This window comes from Chryseolinea sp. T2 (genome assembly GCF_037203685.1).
In the GTDB taxonomy this organism is placed as follows: Bacteria; Bacteroidota; Bacteroidia; order Cytophagales; family Cyclobacteriaceae; genus Chryseolinea.
On the sequence record NZ_JBBCAU010000034.1, the window covers coordinates 1 to 1341 of the forward strand.

General features: G+C 45.4%; 2 protein-coding genes. Both read left to right on the forward strand.

The genetic code is table 11. The features are described from left to right. The first annotated feature begins 67 nt into the window (after positions 1-67). Complete coding sequence (locus WBG78_RS30720) at positions 68-334, forward strand: transposase (RefSeq protein WP_337330374.1); 267 nt, start codon at positions 68-70, stop codon at positions 332-334. A 32-nt stretch (positions 335-366) separates the two neighbouring features. Then, positions 367-1140, forward strand: a complete 774-nt coding sequence (locus tag WBG78_RS30725) for an integrase core domain-containing protein (RefSeq protein WP_337330375.1) — start codon at positions 367-369, stop codon at positions 1138-1140. The last annotated feature ends 201 nt before the right edge of the window (positions 1141-1341 follow it).

Sequence of the window (1341 nt, forward strand, 5' to 3'; positions counted from 1 at the left end):
GGTACCTGGCCGGGATTTTAGTACAGGTTAAAATTAGAGTTTTTAAATTTAACCAACTGAAATCCGTATGAAGAAGAGCAAATTCACCGAATCACAGATTATCGGCATTCTGAAGGAACAAGAGCAGGGTGTAAAGATCTCAGAGCTATGCCGTCAGCACGGCATTAGCGAAGCAACGTTCTACAACTGGAAGAGTAAGTACGGCGGCATGAATGTGGACGAGCTAAAGAGGCTTCGGGAACTCGAGCAAGAAAATGCCCGGTTGAAAAAGATTGTTGCAAATCAGAGTCTTGAGATCGATATCATCAAGGATGTGCTAACAAAAAAGTTCTAACGCCTTCGCAGAAGGAGCAATGCTTGCGTTACGTGATAGAACGATACGACGTAAGCCGTACGAAGGCGTGTAAGATCATAAGCTCCTCGCGCGGACGATTTTACTATGAGCGAAGAATGCCATCAAAAGACTTAAAGATCAAAGAGGCGATTGAATCGGTCATGGGGATGACTCGAAAGGGCCGTAACAAGATCATCCGTATGGTGTTGAAAGTGCATCCTGAACTAACAGCCAGCAAGATTCGGCGCGTGTATGTGAAAGAACGATTCTCGCTCCCTCAGCGCTGTAGGAAACGTATGAAAGATAATCCGGCAAATCCGATCATGATACCACTGGAACGCAACGAAGAATGGGCAATTGACTTCATGAGCGATGCACTTAGCAATAGGAGACGATTCAGAACTTTTAATGTTGTTGATCACTTCAATCGCGCTGCGTTAGGCATTCTCACAGCACATAGTATTCCAGCACGAAGAACCACTGACTTTCTGGATCGCATGATTGAAAAATATGGCAAACCAAAACGCATCAGAGGTGATAACGGACCAGAGATGATGTCTAAGTGGTTTCGCTTGTGGCTGGTGAAGCGTGGAATTACCTGGAGCGCAATACAGAAGGGTTCGCCCCAGGAAAACGCTATTGTCGAGCGATTCAACAGGACCTATCGCGAAGATGTGCTTGATGCCAATGTATTTCATGTGGTACAAAATGCGCAGGATATAACCGATCGATGGCTTGTTGAATACAACACGGTAAGAGAGCACGAAGCACTTGACTATCAAACTCCGGCAGCCTATGCAGCATAAAGGTTTTCTTAGGCATATGCCCTCCAGAATATCAATAAAAAAGGACGCTGAACTAAGCCAACGTCCCTTATTGAACGACATTCTGTCGGGAGAACCTATCCCTGGCAGGTTGCTCCTCAGCAGAGCCTGCTTCCGTTTTGGTTCAACGAAACAAAATTCATCGAGCCAAACTATATTTACAAACTGTCAAAATTCCCGGCC

Excerpts from the sequence above, each read along its gene's own strand:
- WBG78_RS30720 (WP_337330374.1), top strand. The coding sequence starts at position 68 with ATGAAGAAGAGCAAATTCACCGAATCACAGATTATCGGCATTCTGAAG.